The sequence below is a fragment of the Streptomyces sp. SID8352 genome, assembly GCF_009862265.1.
Lineage (GTDB): Bacteria > Actinomycetota > Actinomycetes > Streptomycetales > Streptomycetaceae > Streptomyces.
The window spans coordinates 20,710-38,593 of the sequence record NZ_WWGX01000064.1; the positions used below are offsets into that span (position 1 = coordinate 20,710).

The 17,884-nt window shown below is 73.8% G+C and carries 14 protein-coding genes; 13 read left to right on the forward strand and 1 reads right to left on the reverse strand.

Going from position 1 to position 17,884, the window contains the following annotated elements:
- Positions 1-1,342 (reverse strand): polyketide synthase (locus GTY84_RS19970; protein ID WP_237532437.1); only part of this gene is annotated, 1,342 nt, incomplete at its 3' end.
- Positions 1,343-1,783: 441 nt separating this feature from the next.
- On the opposite strand from GTY84_RS19970, the gene GTY84_RS19975 reads away from it, so the two are divergent.
- The 13 genes from GTY84_RS19975 (at position 1,784) to GTY84_RS20035 (ending at position 17,818) form a co-directional block, all read left to right on the forward strand.
- Positions 1,784-2,236, forward strand: coding sequence for a hypothetical protein (locus GTY84_RS19975; protein ID WP_202551447.1), 453 nt, complete (start codon positions 1,784-1,786; stop codon positions 2,234-2,236).
- 1,953 nt (positions 2,237-4,189) lie between these two features.
- Positions 4,190-5,971 (forward strand): fatty acyl-AMP ligase, encoded by a 1,782-nt coding sequence (locus GTY84_RS19980; RefSeq protein WP_161227670.1) that lies wholly within the window; start codon positions 4,190-4,192, stop codon positions 5,969-5,971.
- Complete coding sequence (locus GTY84_RS19985) at positions 5,968-7,686, forward strand: acyl-CoA dehydrogenase family protein (protein ID WP_161227671.1); 1,719 nt, start codon at positions 5,968-5,970, stop codon at positions 7,684-7,686. Before GTY84_RS19980 ends, GTY84_RS19985 begins: the two co-directional genes overlap by 4 nt.
- Positions 7,683-9,398 carry an acyl-CoA dehydrogenase family protein gene (locus GTY84_RS19990; RefSeq protein ID WP_161227672.1) on the forward strand — a complete coding sequence of 572 codons (1,716 nt, stop codon included), beginning with the start codon at positions 7,683-7,685 and terminating at the stop codon, positions 9,396-9,398. The genes GTY84_RS19985 and GTY84_RS19990 overlap by 4 nt, the downstream gene beginning before the upstream one ends.
- 50 nt (positions 9,399-9,448) lie before the next feature.
- Positions 9,449-9,733: an acyl carrier protein gene (locus GTY84_RS19995; RefSeq protein WP_161227673.1), complete on the forward strand. Its 285-nt coding sequence runs from the start codon at positions 9,449-9,451 to the stop codon at positions 9,731-9,733.
- On the forward strand, positions 9,730-10,662 hold the full coding sequence (locus GTY84_RS20000; protein ID WP_161227674.1) for a 3-oxoacyl-[acyl-carrier-protein] synthase III C-terminal domain-containing protein: 933 nt from the start codon (positions 9,730-9,732) through the stop codon (positions 10,660-10,662). Before GTY84_RS19995 ends, GTY84_RS20000 begins: the two co-directional genes overlap by 4 nt.
- A gap of 56 nt (positions 10,663-10,718) precedes the next feature.
- Complete coding sequence (locus GTY84_RS20005) at positions 10,719-12,089, forward strand: ATP-grasp domain-containing protein (protein ID WP_161227675.1); 1,371 nt, start codon at positions 10,719-10,721, stop codon at positions 12,087-12,089.
- Positions 12,079-13,380, forward strand: coding sequence for a type III PLP-dependent enzyme (locus GTY84_RS20010; protein ID WP_161227676.1), 1,302 nt, complete (start codon positions 12,079-12,081; stop codon positions 13,378-13,380). The genes GTY84_RS20005 and GTY84_RS20010 overlap by 11 nt, the downstream gene beginning before the upstream one ends.
- Positions 13,377-13,640, forward strand: coding sequence for an acyl carrier protein (locus tag GTY84_RS20015; RefSeq protein WP_161227764.1), 264 nt, complete (start codon positions 13,377-13,379; stop codon positions 13,638-13,640). The genes GTY84_RS20010 and GTY84_RS20015 overlap by 4 nt, the downstream gene beginning before the upstream one ends.
- 3 nt (positions 13,641-13,643) lie before the next feature.
- Complete coding sequence (locus GTY84_RS20020) at positions 13,644-14,561, forward strand: hypothetical protein (protein WP_161227677.1); 918 nt, start codon at positions 13,644-13,646, stop codon at positions 14,559-14,561.
- Positions 14,558-15,232 carry a hypothetical protein gene (locus tag GTY84_RS20025; protein ID WP_161227678.1) on the forward strand — a complete coding sequence of 225 codons (675 nt, stop codon included), beginning with the start codon at positions 14,558-14,560 and terminating at the stop codon, positions 15,230-15,232. Before GTY84_RS20020 ends, GTY84_RS20025 begins: the two co-directional genes overlap by 4 nt.
- Positions 15,229-16,392, forward strand: coding sequence for an acyl-CoA dehydrogenase family protein (locus GTY84_RS20030; protein ID WP_161227679.1), 1,164 nt, complete (start codon positions 15,229-15,231; stop codon positions 16,390-16,392). Before GTY84_RS20025 ends, GTY84_RS20030 begins: the two co-directional genes overlap by 4 nt.
- Positions 16,385-17,818, forward strand: a complete 1,434-nt coding sequence (locus GTY84_RS20035) for an MATE family efflux transporter (protein ID WP_161227680.1) — start codon at positions 16,385-16,387, stop codon at positions 17,816-17,818. The genes GTY84_RS20030 and GTY84_RS20035 overlap by 8 nt, the downstream gene beginning before the upstream one ends.
- Positions 17,819-17,884 lie beyond the last annotated feature (66 nt).

Consider the following 17,884-nt stretch of genomic DNA (forward strand, 5'->3'; position numbering starts at 1 on the left):
CCGGCCGCGACAGCAGAAGCGACCTCAACCGCTCCGCCTGACCCACCACAGCAGCCGCACTCCTGCCCGACACCACCACAGGCACCACCGCAGGGGGACCCCCCGCAACGGCCTCCCCCACCGGCTCGGCGGCCGGGGCGGCGGTGAGGACCACGTGGCAGCAACTGCCTCCGATGCCGAGGGAGGTGACGCCCGCGGTGACCGGTCCTCCGCCCGTGGCGGGCCACGGCTCGTTCTCCGTGACGACGCGCAGGCCCAGTTCCCCCAGCGGTATGAGGGGGTTGGGCCGGGAGAAATGGAGACTGGGGACGAGTTCGCGGCGGTCCACGCAGAGCGCGGCCTTGATCAGACCGGCGATGCCGGCGGCGCCCTCCAGGTGACCGATGTTGGTCTTGACCGAGCCGACCGCGAGCGGCCCGGCGGTGCCCCGAGAGGCTCCGAAGACGGCGCCCAGGGCCTGTGCCTCGATGGGGTCGCCCACCCGGGTCCCGGTGCCGTGCAGTTCGACGTACTGCACCCGGGACGGGTCGGTCCCCGCGTTCGCCAGGGCCTCGCTGATGGTGCGGGCCTGGGTGTCGGCGCTCGGCACGGTCAGCCCGCCCTCGCCGGAGCCGGTGCCGACGGCGCTGCCCCCGATGACGGCGTAGACGTGGTCGCCGTCCTCGACGGCGCGGGCCAGCGGCTTGAGGACGACCAGGCCGCCGCCCTCGCCGCGGACGTACCCGTTGGCCCGCTCGTCGAACACGTAGCTCGTGCCGTCCGGGGAAAGCGCCCCCGCCGAGTCGACGACCTTGCTGCTGAGCGGGGACACGTTGAGGTGGACCCCGCCCGCGAGGGCGATCTCGCTCTCGCCGCGGCGCAGGCTCTCGCACGCGAGGTGCACGGCGACCAGGGAGGAGGACTGGCCCGAGTCCACGGTCAGGCTCGGCCCGGACAGGCCCAGGCTGTAGGAGATCCGGTTGGCGACGATGGAGCGGCCCACGCCCGTCAGGGTGTGGCGGGTGACGCCCTCGGTCCCCGCCATGGCCACGAGGTCCGCGTAGTCGGACGCCATCACACCGAGGAACACCCCGGCCCGCGGGGCACCGGGGCCGGGAGCCGGGACGATACCGGCGTCCTCCAGCCCCTCCCAGGCCAGCTCCAGGGCGAGCCGCTGCTGCGGATCGGCCTGGGCGGCCTCGCGCGGCGTCATCCCGAAGAACTCGGGATCGAAGGCGTCCACGTCATCGACGAATCCGCCTCGGTCGGGGCCGAACGGGCGGCCGACATCGCGTGGCCGAATCGCGTCTATTCCCTCGCTGAGTACACCCCAGAGCCCCTCGCGGCCCTCGGAACGCGGCATTCGAGCCGCGATTCCGATGATCGCGATCTGCTGAAGACATACCTCGGCCACGGCTTCCCCCGGTTATCCATGACAGCCCCCGTTGTCACAAGCGAAAAGCCGGGAGATCAACTGCCTAAGGCGCCGCCCGAGCTCATGCGGTTGCAGACGCTAGCAGTCGAATTAGCCAGACCACCAACCGTGTGACGCACATCACGTGTCATTGCCTTGAAGGCGTCATGCATACCCGCTAGTAGCTTGACCGGAGGGAATGGATCGGCCCTTTCTTCGCTGGTCAGGGCATTGCCCGTCAGTCACGCCCGCGAAAGGGAGCGCAGTTCACCCAAAGCGGGCACGGCACCCCAAGGAACACGCCCACCGCACAGGAGAGGATGATGCCCGCATACGCCCACCCAATCGGACTTTTCGTCACCCCCTTCACGCCACGGAGAGGCACGACCAATGGATTTCCAGATTCCGGATTCCGGCCTTCCGCTCATCGATGAGCACCGGACCCTGGTTGCGGCACCGGTCCAGCAAACTTGGACATACCTCACTGAATGGGTCACCGAGACCCGTCTCGGAGTCAGTCCCGGATTCGCCCGAATCGTGGGAACCAATCCACTGCACACCACCGGCACACCGCCCGACCAGGGGTCCACATTCCCCGGTTTCGCCATCACGGAAAGCCTCCCGGGCACCCGGCTGACACTGACCGGTCGGCACCGCTTCTCCGCATATGAACTCAGCTTCGTCCTGTCCGGACAGACGGGCGGGACATCCCTCGGGGCACGCTCTTACGGCTTTTTTCCCGGACTGCCCGGTGCGGCCTATCGATTTCTGGTCATCAACGCCGGATTTCACCGCCACGCGGTACGGCGTATGCTCCGGCAGATCTCCCGGAAAGCGGAGTGAGACCATCCGGTCCGAACGATCACAATCGAACAGGGACATTCGAGAGAGAACAGCCCACCTCTCCCACTCCACCCATCCTCCCCGTGGATACACACAATGTCCCGGACGGCCACACGCACGGCATCGCGACAATGTCTCAAAAGTGCTGGCCGAAAACAATCGGACAGCGAGGGGTAGTCGGACGGAAAGCGCGAATGACGCGGCACCGAAGGCCACCGAGGCCCTACGACAAACCGCTCGGAGTCCGTCGGCCGAACCCCTCGGACCGATCCGGTGAATTGATCCGCACCCGCTCGTGTTCACCCTCCGGGTACGGGAGGACCTCCTCACCCCCGGGTACGGGGAGACTCCTCACCCTCCGGGCACGGGGAGAGGGGAAGCCCCCACCCCTCCTCGGAGCCGCGCCGCCATCGGACCCCCGGGAGGCCACCCTCCGTCGCACTCCCCCTGCCCGTCACGCCCCTTCCGTCCGGCGTGCTCCCGCGCCCGCCGCACTCCACGCTCCCGACGGACCAGGGGCACGGCACCGGCCGGCGGTACCGCTGCACCGACCGGCCGGTGCCGTCCCCTCCCCAGGGGGCGGTTTCGGCCGCTCGATCGGCGCACACCCCCGCCGCCCGCGCCCCGGCAGGGTCCATCGACCTCCACACCGAGGTGCGCGACCTCCGGCCACGACGGCCCGGCACTGCCGCGACTCGGCGACCGCGCCGACCGCCCCACCCCCGTTCCCCTCCTACCGAGCCCTCCCCCTCTCCCGAGCGCCTTCCGGGACGCGGGGGTCGAGGCCGTGGAGGTCGACGGCACCCGGACAACCGGTGAACCGTCTCGATTACTTTCCGCACCGCCGACGGACCTCATCCGGCCGACCGTCGGCCCCGACTTCCGGCCGAACCGGCCGAGATCGAGCCCGGCGCGACCGCAGGGATCACGGTCGGTCCCGGTCCCGACGACCCCGGCACACGGTCCACCCGCGCGATCACCCCCCGCACGAACTGATCACCGAGGCCCTCCCTGGGCGGCACCCGAGGGCGTTCACTCACCCCGGCTCCGGGCAGGGCTGCGCCGTCCGCCGCGCCCCCGTGGGGGACCACACGCCCCGACCCCTCCAGGTCGTCCCCTTCCGTCCCCTTTCCCCCCAGCCCGATTGGTCTGTACCTTTGCTCAATAAATAAGCCGACCGGCGATAATTCCCCCCTTTCGTTAATACCACCGAGCATCCCCCGCCCCGCTCACCTCCCGTTCTCCGCGACGCACACACCGTCACGGGCATCCGGAATGCGGATGCCGATCACCGGCCTACCGCAGAGTATTCAGCGCGCGACTTTTCAAGCCCCGCGCATGACCTTATGCTCGGCGGCGGAGATTGGCTTTTTCCGGCTCCGCCTGCCCACCGACGGGATTTCTGACTTGACCGTGTACAGGCAATTAGGCGGACACGCGGACGGCTGACCCGGACGGCACCACTCCTCGGCCACCCGGCCCAGGAGCGCCCGCACCGGACGGCGATCCACCGCCCACACAGCTCCCCTCGCGCCGCAATCCCTACCGCCCGACGGCGGGCGCTGGACGTCACCGCAGGTCAACGATGCGTGACAGCGATCGGAGCGCCGCACCCCGCGGCGAACCCGCCGGCCTGGCGACCGGCCGGACACCTTCCGTCACGGACGGCCGAAGCACCGCGGACCCGCACGCCCCGCCCTCCCCCCGACCCCTCGCCGGGGCCCGAGCACCCCTCCGGACCGGCCGGGCCCGGACGACAGGGCGGCGTTTTCCGTTTCCGCACCGGACACCGGAACCTTCAATTTCGAACTAATTTCTGGGCGTGTATGCTCTGCCTCGCCCGGCCGCCGCGAAAAGTTCCAGCCATTCCTTCGCGCTGCTCCGCCGAGCCGTTTTCCGGACCGAGAACGAATAACGGAACACGAGAAATAATATTGCAGGAGGTCTGCCTAAATGCCCCAGCACGAGAGCCTGGTGGCCCTGCTGCGCGAGCGGGCCGCCGCGCACGGCGACCGGCCTGCGGTCGGGTTCAGCACCGATCCGGCCGACCCCGCCGCGTACGAGGAGACGACCTACGGGGAGCTGGACGAGACCGCCCGCCGCACCGCCGCCCTGCTCCAGCGCGCGGGGGTGGCCGAGGGCGACCGGGTGCTGCTGCTCCATCCACCGGGCCTCGGCTTCCCCCGGGGTTTCACCGGCTGCCTCTACGCCGGGGTGATCGCCGTGCCCGCGCCGATGCCCGACGGCTACCGGCGTCAGCGCGACCGGCTGGCCGGAATCGCCCGTGACGCCCGGGTGAGCGCCGTGCTCACCGACTCCGCGACGGCCGGGGCGGTCACCGACTGGGCCCGGGAGTGCGGTCTGGCGGACCTTCCCGTACTGACCGTGGACGGCGGCTCCCCGCCGCCCGCCGGGGAGTGGCGCGAACCGCGGATCGGGGCGCGCACGGTCGCCTTCCTCCAGTACACGTCCGGGTCGACCAGCGATCCGAAGGGCGTGGTCGTCGACCACGGCAACGTCCTCGCCAACGCCGAGGCGTTCTGCGGCACGGTCGACGTCCGGCAGGAGACGCGCTGGGGCGGCTGGCTGCCGATGTACCACGACTTCGGGCTGATCGGGCTCCTGATCACGCCGTTGACGCTGGGCAGCACCATCGTGCTGATGTCCCCGGCGACCTTCCTCAAGCGCCCGCACCTGTGGCTGCGGTTGATGGACGCCTACGACCTCCAGGTGTCCCCGGCGCCGAACTTCGCCTACGACCTGTGCACCCAGCGGATCACCGACGCCCAGCTAGCCGGTCTCGACCTGTCCCGGTGGACCCACGCGATGAACGGCTCCGAGCCGGTCCGGGCACGGACCCTGACCGCCTTCGCGGAGCGCTTCGCCGCCGCCGGTCTCGGCGCCGGCGCCCCGACGCCCGGCTACGGAATGGCGGAGGCCACCCTGTGCGTCTCCGGGTCGCGCTCCCACCTGCCGCCGGTGATCACCGACGTGGACGCCGAGGCCCTGGCCAGGGACGAGTTCCGCCCCGTGGGGCCCGACGCCGCGGCCGACACGGTCCGTTCGCTGGTCAGCAGCGGCCGCCTCTGCCCCGGTGTGGAGGTCTTGGCGGTGGACCCCGACGACGGCCGGGTACTGCCGGAGGGGACCATCGGCGAACTCTGGGTGCGGGGTCCGAGCGTGGCCCGGGGCTACTGGGAGAACGCGGAGCAGACCGCGCTGGCCTTCGGCGCCGTCGCCGCCGACGGCAGCGGCGGCTGGCTGCGCACCGGGGACCGGGGGCTGCTGGCCGACGGCGAGCTGTACGTCACCGGACGGATCAAGGAACTCCTGATCCTCAACGGCCGCAACCTCTACCCGCACGATCTGGAGGCCGCCGTCCGCGCCACCCATCCGGCGCTGGAGCGCACCGCCACCGCCGTGTTCACCGTGCCCTCCGCCGAGGACCAGTTGACGGTGGTGCAGGAGGCCCGCCCGGCGCAGCTCGGCACCACCACCCCGGAGGAGCTGGTCGCCCGGATCACCCGGGAGCTGGGCGGCGGGTTCGGTGTCGCGGTGCCCAGCGTCGTCCTGGTGCGGCCGGGGGACGTGCAGCGGACCACCAGTGGCAAGATCCAGCGCGGTCTGACCAGGGAGCTGCTGCTCGACGGCGAACTGCGGGTGCTGCACCAGCGGGTGAGCCCCGCACTGGAGCGGGCCCGCGCCGCGCGCGCCGGAGCCGGGGAGGCCCGGTGAGCGCGCTGACCGTCGCCGTGCTGGAGCGGGCCCTCGGGGACCCGTCCGATCCCGATACGCCCTTCTCGTACGCCCGTTGCGCGGAGCTCGACCGGGCCGAGGAGTTCCCCGAGGCGATCTGCGCCGAGCTCGACCGGCTCGGCCTGTCCCGGCACTACGTACCCGTGGAGTTCGGCGGCGCGCTCACCGGCCTGGAGGAACTGGCCGCCCTGATCCGGGTCGTCGCCGGGCGCGACCTCACGGTGGCGATCGGGCACGCCAAGAGCTATCTCGGCGCGGCCTGCGTCTGGACGGCGGGGAGCCCGGAGCAGGCCCGTGCCCTGGCCGCCCGGCTGATCGCCGGCGCTCCGGTCTCCTGGGGGCTGACCGAGCGGGCCCACGGCAGCGATCTGATGGCCACCGAGGTGGCGGCCGAGCCCCATCCCTCGGGAGGCTACCGGCTCACCGGCGAGAAGTGGCTGATCAACAACGCCACCCGGGGCGAGCTGGTCTGCGTGCTGGCCCGGACCGACCCGGCGGGCGGTCCGCGCGCCCACAGCCTCTTCCTGGTCGACAAGCGGCGGCTGGAGCCGGGCCGGTACCGCTGTCTGCCCAAGCAGCGCACCCACGGCATCCGGGGTGCCGACATCAGCGGCATCGCCTTCGACGGGGCCCGGATACCGGACGACGCCCTCGTCGGCGAGGCCGGGCGCGGTGCCGAGACGGTGCTGAGGACGCTCCAGCTCACCCGCACGGTCTGCACCGCGCTCTCGCTGGGGGCCGCCGACCACGCGCTGCGCCAGGCGGTCGCCTTCACCGCGGGCCGTGAGCTGTACGGCAGCCGTCTGATCCGCTTCCCGCACGTGCGGCGCACCCTCGGCCGGGCCCATGCCACGCTGCTGGCCTGCGAGGCGGTGAGCCTGGTGGCGAACCGCTCGGCCGGAGCCCTGCCCGGGGAGCAGAGCGTCGCCTCCAGCGTCGTGAAGTCCTTCGTGCCGGAGCGGGTGGACGCGCTCATCGCGGACTGCGGTGAACTCCTGGGCGGCCGGGCCTTCCTGACCGGACTGCACGAACACGGCTCCTTCCAGAAGCTGGCCCGGGACCACCGGGTGGTGGGCATCTTCGACGGGAACCAGGCGGTCAACCGCAACGCGCTGGTCAACCAGTTCCCGGTGCTGGCCCGCCGGTACCGGGAGGCCCGGGTGGACGCGGACGGACTGGCGCGGGCGGTCGACCCCGGTTCGGCCGCGCCGCCGACCGATCCCGGGCGGCTGGAGCTGGTCTCCCGGGGCGGTTCGAGCCTCGTGCAGAGCGTGCCGTCCGCCATCGCCGCGCTGCGCGCGGTGCCGGGGACCGATCCCCGACTGCTCGCCCTGGCCGGGCGGCTGGCCGCGCGCTGCGACGCGCTGCACGCTGAGCTGGCAGCGCTGCGGCCCTCGCCGGTCGCGTCCGCACGGGCCTTCCAACTGGCCGAGGAGTACGAGGAGTGCTTCGCCGGGGCCGCCGTGCTGCACCTGTGGCTGGCGGGCGGCGGCGCCCCGGCCAGGCCGGAGCTGTGGCGGGACGGGCTCTGGGCCAGGGCGGCGCTCGCGGTGCTCCTCGCCGGGGTGTCCCCGGAGCGGAGCGGCGAGGCGGGGGGCGACGACGCCGAGTTCGACGCCCTGTTCGACACGCTGGAGGCCATGGGCGCCGGCTGCCCGCCGGAGTCGGCGCGGGCCGGAGAGGAGACCCGGTGAACGGGACGGCGGCGGTCGCACGCACCGGGGCGGAGGAGCTGGAGCGGCGCTTCGGGGACCCCTGGGACCCGGCCAACCCGGTCGGTCACGCCGCGACGGTCGCGGCGGACGAGCGGGACGAGGTGGTGGCGGACGCCGAGCGCCTGCTCGACTCCTACGGTCTGGGCGCCGAGTTCGTCCCCGTCGGGCTGGGCGGCCGTCTCGACCGGCTGGACCGGCTGGTCGAGGTGATGCGCGCGGTGTTCCGGCGCGATCCTGCGCTCGGCCTGGGGTACGGGGCGTCCTCGTTCATCGCGGCGGTCAACGTCTGGTCCTCGGGCAGCGAGGAGCAGCGGCGGCGGCTGGCCGGTCTCCTGCTGGGCGGCGGCCGGGTGGCGACCCTGTACCACGAGCTGGAGCACGGGAACGACCTGGCCGGGGCGGAGTTCGCGGCCCGGCCCCGGGCGGACGGCACCCTGCGGCTGCACGGCCGCAAGGAGGTGGTCAGCAATGTGGAGCGGGCCGAGGCGATGGTGATCTTCTCCCGGACCTCGGACCGTCCCGGCTCCCGCAGCCACTCGCAACTGCTGGTGGAGAAGAAGGACCTGCCGACCGACCGCTTCCGGTACCGTCCGCGCTTCCCCAGCGCGGGGATGCGCGGGGTGCTGCTCGGCGGCATTGAGTTCGACGACTGCCCGGTCGGGCCGGAGGCCGTGGTGGGGCGGCTCGGGCAGGGGGTGGAGAGCGCGTTCCGCTCGTTCCAGATCACCCGGACCGCGCTGCCCTCGATGGCCACCCCCATCCTGGACACGGGGCTGCGGACCACCCTGCGCTTCGTCCGTTCCCGGCGGCTCTACGGTGGGCGGGCGAGCGATCTGCCGCTGGTCCGCCAGACCCTCGCCGAGGCGTTCACCGATCTGCTGGTGTGCGACGCCGTGTCCACCACCGGGGCCCGCGCGGTGCATCTGCTGCCCGGGGCGACCGCCCTGTACTCGTCCGCCGTGAAGTTCCTGGTGTCCAAGCGGCTGATGGACGCCATGGACCGGCTCTCGGTGGTGCTCGGCGCCCACTTCTACCTGCGCGAGGGCGAGTTCGCCGTCTTCCAGAAGCAGTTGCGGGACCTCCAGGTGGTCGGCTTCGGGCATGCCGCCCGGGTCGCCTGCCTGGCCTCGGTGCTGCCCCAGCTGCCGGGCGCGGCGCGCCGGGCGGCCGGGACGGGGGCGACGCCCGCGCTGCTGTCGCGGATCGGGGCGCCGCTGCCGCCGCTGGACTTCGGCCGGATCACCCTCGCGGCCACCGGCCCGGACGAACTGGCCGCCGTGCCCGCGCGGATGGCCGGGGAACTGGCCGGGGACGCGGAATGCCGCGAACTGGGGCGTCTGGCGGGGCGGTTCGCCGCGGAGGCGGAACGTGTACGGGCCGACGCGCTGGCGCTGGCCCCCCGGGACCTGGCGGTCGGCGGCCCGGCCGACGCCCTGGAGGTGCCCGCCCGCTACGCGGCGGTGCTGGCCGCCGCCTGCTGCCTCACGACCTGGCGGGACAACCGCGACGGCGGCGACCCGTTCCTGGCCGATCCGCTGTGGGCCGAGGCCGCCCTCACCCGGCTGCTCGGCCGGACCGGCCGCGGCGGGCGGCTCCCTCCGGGGCGGGCGGAGCCGATGTTCCGTGCCCTGCTCGCCCGGGACGACGCCCGGCGCGGCTTCGACCTCGCCGGGCGGCCCCTGCCCGGCTGACCCGCCCGCTCCCCCGTACGCCCCACCGGACCACGATCCTGGAGAACGCCTTGTCCGCCACCGACCTCCACACCGAACTGCGGGAGTGGATAGCCCACCGGGTCGCCTCCTACCTGGAGCGCGCCCCGGAGGAGATCGACCCCGGGATCCCGCTCAGCGACTACGGGCTGGGCTCCGTCTACGCCTTCGTGCTCTGCGGCGACCTGGAGGACCACCTCGGCTTCCCCATCGACCCCACGGTCGTCTGGGACCACCAGAGCGTCGAGGAGCTGTCGGCCCATCTGGCCGGTGTGGCCGCGGAGCACCGCGCGGACCCGCCCCGGGCAACGCCGTGACCGCGCTGCGGGCCGTGTCGGCCCATCTCCCATCCCGGAGCGTGCCGGTGGCCGACCTCCAGGAGGAACTGGATCTGTCCGACGACCAGCTCCGGGTCATGCGCCGGGTGTTCGGGCTCTCCCGGGTGCTGCGCGAGCCCGAGGGCACGGTGACCGACCTGATGCTCGCCACCGCCCGGGGGATGGCGGCCCTGCGGGGGCGCGAGCATCTGGTGCGCTATGTCGTCCAGGCCCGCACCATGCCTGCCGTCGCGCCCTACCCGGTCAATCCGCTGCACGAGGTGCGCGACGCGCTCGGCCTGGGCCACGCCCAGGTGTTCAGCGTCTTCCAGCACGCCTGCGCCTCCGGTCTGCTCGCGGTGGACCTGTGCGGCAAGCTGCTGGCCTCCGACGGCGACCCGGAGGCGCTGGCCCTCGTGCTGACCGGGGAGAAGACCTTCACCCCGGCCGCGCGGACGGTGCCCGGCACCGCCGTCAACGGCGAGGCGTCGGCCGCGGTCCTGGTCGGTGTCGGCGGGGACCGCGACCGGGTGCTCGGCTACGCGACCCGCACCCACGGCCGGTTCAACGCCGCCCTCTCGCTGACCCCCGAGGTGGCGGCGCAGTTCCAGCAGGCGTACCCCGCGGCCCTGGCCGAGGTGCTGCTGGCAGCCGCCGAGCGGGCCGGGACGGCCCTCGGCGACCTGGCGCTGATCCTGCCGCACAACGTCAACCGGGTCTCCTGGGTGCGGCTCTGCCGGGACCTCGGCGTCCCGCTGGACAAGGTGCTGCTGGACAACGTGCCCGTCACCGGGCACTGCTTCTGCGCGGATCCCTTCCTCAACTACCGCACCGCCGCCGACCGGGGACTGCTGCGCCCCGGCGACCGCTATCTGATGGCGGCGGTCGGCCTCGGCGCGACCTTCTCCGCCATGGTGCTCGAACACTGACCACCGGACCCGGCGGCACCGACCACCGGACCCGACAGAAAGGAGTGGTCACCGCGATGCAGGACTTCATGGGCCGGCTGCGGACAGCGCTCACCGGCTCGCCCGACACCCCGCTCGTCCTCCTCGGCAACTTCGAGGTGGAGGACGAATGGGCCCGCGGCGAGCCCGGTCTGCCGCGGGTCGCCTTCACCGGGGGCGGCGCGGTCGTCCACCGCATGGACGAGTTCACGCTGCTGCTGGCCGGCAAGGGGGACCATGTCGTCCTCAAGGCGGCGCCCGACCCGGAACACCTGGGCTACCTGGAGGAACTGGGCCTGGACCTGCCCCGGGTGCACACCGTCTCCGGCGGCGACCCCCGGCAGACCGTCACCCGGGACGCCCTCGCGGACCCCGCCCTCCAGGAGGCACTGCGCGCGCTCGGGCCCGGCGCGCGGATAGTCCCGCACGGCACCTCCGTCCTGGAGGAGGAGCTGTCCGCCCTGACCGGACTGCCCCTGGGTGCCCCGCCCGCGGCGGTCTGCAAGGCCGTCAACAGCAAGATCTACAGCCGGGCGGCGGCCGACGCGGCCGGGCTGCGTCAGGCCCCCGGCTGGACCTGCGGGAACCTCTCCGAACTCGACGCCGCCCTCGACCGGGCCCGTGCCCTGCTGCGGTCCGGCCGCCGGGCCGTCGTCAAGGACGCCTTCGGCGTGTCCGGCAAGGGCATCAGCGTCCTCGACGACGAGCGCAGGCTCGACACGCTCCAGCGGATGATCGCCCGGCGCGCGGAGCGCTCCGGCGACGACCGGGTGGTGCTGGTGGTGGAGGAGTGGGTCGACAAGGCCGCCGACCTCAACTACCAGTTCACCGTGGGCCGGGACGGCTCGGTCCACTTCGACTTCGTCAAGGAGGCGATCACCGAGGGCGGTGTGCACAAGGGGCACCGCTTCCCGGCGCGGCTGACCGCGCTCCAGCACGACGCGGTGCGGCACGCCGCCGAGGCACTGGCCGAACGGCTGGCCGCGGACGGGTACTTCGGAGTCGTCGGCGTCGACGCGATGACCGACCCGAAGGGCGGCGTCTACCCGGTGGTCGAGATCAACGCCCGCCACAACATGTCGACGTACCAGTCGCGGCTGCAGGAGGCGTTCATCGGCCCCGGGCGGCACGCTCTGGCGCGGCACTACCCGGTCCGGCTGCGGACGCCGCTCGGCTTCGGACGGCTGCGCGGACTGCTGGGCGACCTGCTGTTCACCGGTTCCGGCGGCGGACTGCTGGTGAACAACTTCGCGACCGTCAACGCGGCCGCCGGCGGGGACGGCACCTCCTACGAGGGCAGGCTCCACGGCCTGCTGATCGGGGACTCCCCCCGGTCCCTGGACAGCACCGACGAAGCGATCACGGCCCGGCTGGCCGCGCTCAGGGAAGAGGACGGTCATGACGGGTGAGTTCCAGGTCCAGGGGCTGGGCGTAGGCCGGCTCGCCGAGGAGTTCGGCACTCCGCTGTACCTGTACGACGGCGCGGTGCTGCGCGCGCAGTTCGACGGGCTGCGCTCGCGGCTGCACCCGGCGCTGGAGATGTTCCTCTCGCTGAAGGCCAACCCGAACGTCTCGGTCTGCGCCCTGCTGCACTCGCTGGGCGCGCGGGCCGAGGTCTCCTCGATGGCCGAGCTGGTGACCGCGCTGCGGGCCGGCGTCCCGGCGCACGACATCATCTTCCTCGGGCCCGGCAAGAGCCGCGAGGAGATCGACGCCTGCCTCGCCGAGGGCGTCCTTGCCGTCGTCGTGGAGTCCTTCGGCGAGCTGGAACTCGTCGACGAACTGGCCGCGGCGCGGGGTGTGGTGGCCCCGGTGGCCCTGCGGGTCAACCCGAGCTTCTCGGTCAAGGGCTCCGGTCTCACCATGGGCGGCAAGCCCCGTCAGTTCGGCATCGACGAGGAGCAGTTGCTGGCCGCCGGGGACCTGGCCGAACGGCACCCGCACGTACGGCTGATGGGGGTGCACGCCTATCTGGGCACCCGCATCCTCAACGAGGACGTCATCGTCGAGAACTCGGCCCGCGTCCTCGACCTCGCGGAGCGGGTCTCGGCCCGGCTGGGCTTCGCCCTCGAACTCGTCGACATCGGCGGGGGGCTGGGCGTCGGCTACTTCGAGAAGGAGCGGGACCTGGACCCGGAGGTGCTGACCCAGGGCCTCAACCCGCTGATCGAGACCTTCACCCGGGCCCACCCGGGCACCCGGCTGCTGCTGGAGCTGGGCCGCTACCTGACGGCCCCGGCCGGCACCTACGTGGTCCGGGTCCGCTACGTGAAGACCTCGATGGGCGAGAACTTCGCCGTCGCCGACGGGGGAACCAACCACCACATGGCGGCCGTCGGCATCGGTTCCTTCGTCAAGCGCAACTTCCCGATGCGGCTCCTCAACCGCCTCGACGAGCCCGCCGACCAGCCGTGGGTGGTCACCGGCCCGCTCTGCACCCCCAACGACACCATCGGCAAGAACGTCCTGCTGCCGCCCGTCCGGGTCGGCGACCTCATCGGCGTCGACCGCTCCGGTGCCTACGGGCCCACCGCCTCGCCGGTCTTCTTCCTGAGCCACGGCTACCCGGCGGAGGTCCTTGTGGACGGCGGCCGGGCCCATCTGGTCCGCGACCGCGACACCACCGACGACCTGCTGGGCCGCCAGCACCGCTACGACCCCCCGGCCGCCGAGGCCGGGACCCGCACCGAAGGGAACTGACCACCATGTCCGACCTCACCCGCGCCACCGTCGTCACCCGGATCAACGAGTCGCTCGGCCAGGTCCTCAAGCGCGACCTGGAGCCCGGCGACGACTCGCCCCGCCTCTTCGACGACCTCGGCCTGGACTCCACCAGCGTGTTGGAACTGCTGATGCGGCTGGAGGACGAACTGGGGATCGAGTTCGACACCGACTCGCTGGAGCAGCACCACTTCGACACCGTCGGCACCCTCGCCGACTACGTGATCGAGCAGGCCTGACCCATGTACCTGAGCGCCGCGGCCACCCTGGCCGCAGCCCCCGGGCCGGGCCCGGTCCGCCTGCCCCTGCGGGTGCGGGGGATCACGGCCCGGCGCTTCGGGCCCGGCCGGCGGTTCGTCCGCGGGGGCCCGGTCCCCTGGCTGGAGCACTACTTCGCCGACCTGTCCGAGATCCACGGCGTGGGGCTGCGCCCCGGCTTCCTGGACGGCACGACCCGCAACAGCTACGCCGAGATGGCCGCCGAAGCGGTGGGCGCCCTCGGCCCGTTCGGCGGCCCGGTCGACCTGCTGGCCACCGCCCACGCCGTCGAGGACTCCGACATGGAGCGCTCGCCGACCGGCTACGTCTGCGAGCTGCTCCCGGGCGACCCGCTGCCGGTCGGGGTGAGCGACCAGGGTTCCGCGGCCCCCTTCACCGCGCTGCGGCTGACCGGCGAGTACGTCCGCCCCGGTGGCCTCGCCCGGGGGGTCCTGATCGCCCTCGACCAGTCCAGCCGCCCGTACACGGCACCCGTGCCGCCGGAGCGGGCGGTCACCGCCGACTGCGCGGTGGGGCTGCTGCTCACCGCCGACGAGGACGCGGACACCCGCCTCGCCCAGTGGACCGGCGTACGGCCGGGCGCGGTGGCCGGACTGCTGGCGGGGGCCCTCGCCGCGGAACCCGCCCCCGGGGTGCTGCTCGCCGGGGCCGGGGTGGATCCGGGCCGGGACCTCCCCGGTGCCGCCGGGGGCGCCGGGCGGCTGGTCACCACCGCCCGGGGACTGCCCTGCACCGGGGTGTGGGAGGAACTCGCCCGCCTGGTGCCCGCCCCGGGCGGCGCGCCGGAGCGGGTGACCCTCGTCGAGTACGAGCGGGCGCTCGGCCACCTCTGCCTGTGCTCGGTGACCCTGCGTCCGCGAGAAGAGGAGACCGGCCGATGACCGCCGTCCGAGAGGAACCCGGCGACGCGATCCGCCGTACCGCGCGCGAGCACGGGCTGGTGGCGGCGCTGACCGCGCTCCAGGCCGAGGTGGCGCCCGACGCGCTCCCGTTGGGCCCGGCGGGCCACGCCCTGCTGCCGGCGGGACCCGTCGGGAGCGCGCGCGGCGTGCTGCGCGGCGGGCGCGCCGCCCCGCGCGACCGGGCCGCCGAGTCCGCGCCGCGGACCGTGCGGCTGCACGGCGAGGTGCTCGTCGCGCTGCGCCATCCGCTGCCGCCCGGCCCCGACGACCCGTGCGACCGATGGGTGCTGGGCCTCGCCCGGCTGCGGCTCGGCCTCTCCGAGGCCCTGCTCGACGACTGCGTCGAGTACCTGTCCGCCCGCACCTTCGGGGGCAGTCCGCTGCTGACGCGGCAGCTGGTCGGGGACAGTCTCGCCGAGGCCCTGACCGAACACCTTGAACTGCGTGGACTGCTCGGCCCCGGGGCCCGGTTCACGGCCGGGGAGCTGACCGCCCTGCACCGCGCCGTGACCCGCGCCGACCGCGTCCTGCTGCGGCTGCTCGGCGGCCACGGCTTCCGGGCCGACGGCCCCGGCCAGAGCGCCCACGTCTCCGAACTGCTCGCGGACGTCTACGCCGCGGCCCCGGCCGGTAACGAGGTTGCCCCGTGACCCTGCTCGACGAACGGCTCCGCACCCTCAGGCACACCGCGCGGGAGTGGGCCGAGCGGATCCGCCCGCTGGCGCTCCCGCTGGAGGAGGACCCCGAGCGCGTCCGCGACCACCTGGACCTGCCGCTGTTCTCCTATCTGTCCCGCACCCCCGTCCCCCGGGAGTACCAGCCCGACCCGATCAGGGTCGACGGGGAGGCCTACTACGGCACCGGGGGGCTGGAGCGGGTGGTGTTCTGCGAGGAGATCGCCGCCGTCGACGCGGGGATGCTGCTGGCCGCGCCCGGCCCCTCGCTCTCCGGTGTGCTGGTCGCCCTGCTCGGCGACCGGGAGCAGCAGTCCTGGTTCTACGGGCGGCTGATGGAGCGTCCGTCGTGGACCTTCCTCGCCCTCACGGAGCCCGACCGGGGCTCCGACGCGGCCGCGCTCACCACCGCCCTCACCCCCGGGGAGGAGGACGGTCCGCTGCTGCTGAACGGTGCCAAGCGGTTCATCGGCAACGCGGCGCGCAGCGAGTTCGGCGTGGTCTTCGCCCGGACCCGGCCCGGCCCGCTCGGCGTGGTGGCCGCGCTCGTCGAGACCGGCCGGCCCGGCTTCGAGGCGGTGCCGTTCGAGACCGTCGGACTGCGCGGCAACCAGATCTGCGAGGTCCGCCTCACCGATGTCGAGGTGCCCGCCGAGCGGGTCCTCGGCCGCCATCTGTCCCCCACCCGGCGCGGGCTGATGGGCGCCGTCCAGGGCTTCAACCGGCTGCGCCCCGGGGTCGCCGCCCTCGCCCTGGGCATCGCCCGCGGCGCGTACGAGTACGTCGTGGCGAACCGGCGGGCCCCGCGCGCGCACGAGGCGGCGGCACTGGAGCGCATGGCGCTGCGGATCGAGGGGGTGCGGCGGCTGGTGTACCGGGCGGGCGCGGCCGTCGACCGGGACGACCCGGGACTGGGCGCCCTGGCCTCGGCCGCGAAGGCGCGGGCCGCCCAACTGGCCGAGGAGGTCACCCTGGAGGCCCTGGAGTACTTCGGTCCCGGGGCCCGTCTGGAGCATCCGCTGCTGGACAAGTTCGCCCGGGACGCGCGCGGGGTGGAGTTCATGGAGGGCACCCGCAACATCCAGCGGCTCAACCTGTTCCAGGGTCTGTCCCAGGGGAAGATCGACCGTGACTGACCCGGCGGGGGCGGCCCGGGGCCCGGCCCGGTCCGTGCTGCGGATCGCCGCGCCGATGCTCCCCGCCGACGTCGTCGCCGTCCTCGTCCCCCTCGCCGTGCTCGCGCTCATGGGCCGGATGGACGGGGACGCCCACTACGTCCGGGCGCTGTTCATGCCGGTGCAGTTCCTGTTCCTCGCGCTCACGGCGGGCGTCGGCGCGGGCAACCAGGTGGCCGCCGCCGTCGCGCACGGTGCCGGGGACCTCCGGGCGGCCGGGGCGGCGCTGCGCGCCAACGCCCGGCTGGCGGCGGGCGCGGGGGCGGCGTTCAGCGTGCTGCTGATCGTCCTGGCGCCGCTGCTGGGCGACCTGATGGGGGTCTCCGGCGCCGCGCGGGACGACTTCACGGCGTTCCTGCGGGCCATCGCCCCGGCCTCGGCGCTGCTGCTGGGGCCGGCGCTGACGGCGACCACCCTGCGCGGCTGCGGTCTCGCCCGGCAGGCGGCGGCGGTGACCCTGCTGGCCGCGCTGACGGAGGTCGGCGGGGTCGCACTGCTCGGGATGGGCGCGGGTCTCGGGATCGACGGGGTGGCGCCGGCCGTCGCGCTGTCGGGGCTGGCCGGGACGGCGCTCGGCTGGGCGCTGCTGCGCCGGGCCGGGCTCCTCGGCCCGGCGGCCGGACGGCCGGGGCCGGTGCCCGTGCGGGCCGCGGCCCGGCGACTGCTGGCCGTCGGCGTCCCGGTCGGCGCCTCCTACCTGGTGATCTGCGCCTCCAATCTGGCGCTGATGCGGATCCTGGCACCGTTCGGCCCGTCGGTGCAGTCCGGCTACGCCAACGCGGCGACCCTGCAAACGCTGCTGATCATGCCGGGGCTGGTGCTCGGCTCGGCCACCGCCATCGTGCTGAACGGCCATCGCGGCGCGGGCCGCAGCCGGTCGCTGAGCCCCGCGCTGCACGCCGGACTGCGCATCACGGCCGGGGCGTACGCGGTGCTCGCCGCGGTCTCCTACACCGGGCGCGACCTGTTCGCCGGGCTGATGTCCGGCGAACCGCGGATCGCCGCCGAGACCTCCCTCTACCTGGGGACGGTGGGGCTCAGCTATCTGCTGATGGGCCTGGTGCTGGCCGCGCTGACGGTCCTGGAACAGGTCGGCGGCGGGCCCGCGGCGCTGGCCATGAACGCCGTGTACTTCGTGGGCGCGGTGAGCGTCGGCGGGTGGCTGGCCGCCTCGTCGGGGCCCGTCGCCCTCTACCGGACCATCGCGGCGTTCAACGGGCTCGGGGTGGCGGCGGTGGTGGTGACCGTGCTGTTCGTCCGCCGGGTCGCCGCCCGGGAAGGGGCCGGCCGGTCCCCGGACGCGGACGCCCCCGGAGAAGTGGCGGCGGCCGGTGCGGCGGTCCCGGACCGGGGTTCCGTCGCCGGGGGTGGTGCGACGGGCCCCTGACCCGGCCCGGGGCGCCCGGACAGCGGGCCGGTGACGGCCACCCCGTCGCCGCCGCGCACGCCCAAC

Excerpts from the sequence above, each read along its gene's own strand:
- GTY84_RS19975 (WP_202551447.1), top strand. The coding sequence starts at position 1,784 with ATGGATTTCCAGATTCCGGATTCCGGCCTTCCGCTCATCGATGAGCAC.
- GTY84_RS19980 (WP_161227670.1), top strand. The coding sequence starts at position 4,190 with ATGCCCCAGCACGAGAGCCTGGTGGCCCTGCTGCGCGAGCGGGCCGCC.
- GTY84_RS20005 (WP_161227675.1), top strand. The coding sequence starts at position 10,719 with ATGCAGGACTTCATGGGCCGGCTGCGGACAGCGCTCACCGGCTCGCCC.
- GTY84_RS20010 (WP_161227676.1), top strand. The coding sequence starts at position 12,079 with ATGACGGGTGAGTTCCAGGTCCAGGGGCTGGGCGTAGGCCGGCTCGCC.
- GTY84_RS20020 (WP_161227677.1), top strand. The coding sequence starts at position 13,644 with ATGTACCTGAGCGCCGCGGCCACCCTGGCCGCAGCCCCCGGGCCGGGC.
- GTY84_RS20025 (WP_161227678.1), top strand. The coding sequence starts at position 14,558 with ATGACCGCCGTCCGAGAGGAACCCGGCGACGCGATCCGCCGTACCGCG.